At 50.6% G+C, this 255-nt stretch carries 1 rRNA gene; it reads left to right on the plus strand.

The window, feature by feature from the left end:
• Positions 1–58: 58 nt before the first annotated feature.
• Positions 59–174 (plus strand): 5S ribosomal RNA (gene rrf, locus EYW48_RS21825).
• Positions 175–255 lie beyond the last annotated feature (81 nt).

Here is a 255-nt window from a genome sequence, read left to right on the forward strand (position 1 = left end):
TCAATTAAAGAACATTGAATGTGAAGAACGAAGACAGCTTTCCGAATTTAAGAATTTGCTTGGCGACCATAGCGTTGCGGACCCACCTGATTCCATGCCGAACTCAGAAGTGAAACGCAATAGCGCCAATGGTAGTGTGGGGCTTCCCCATGTGAGAGTAGGACATCGCCAGGCTTTGAATATTGTCTAACCAGACACGCAGCGGAGCGGTAGTTCAGTTGGTTAGAATACCGGCCTGTCACGCCGGGGGTCGCG

It is taken from the genome of Vibrio sp. 1180_3, assembly GCF_029478545.1.
Lineage (GTDB): Bacteria > Pseudomonadota > Gammaproteobacteria > Enterobacterales > Vibrionaceae > Vibrio > Vibrio aestuarianus.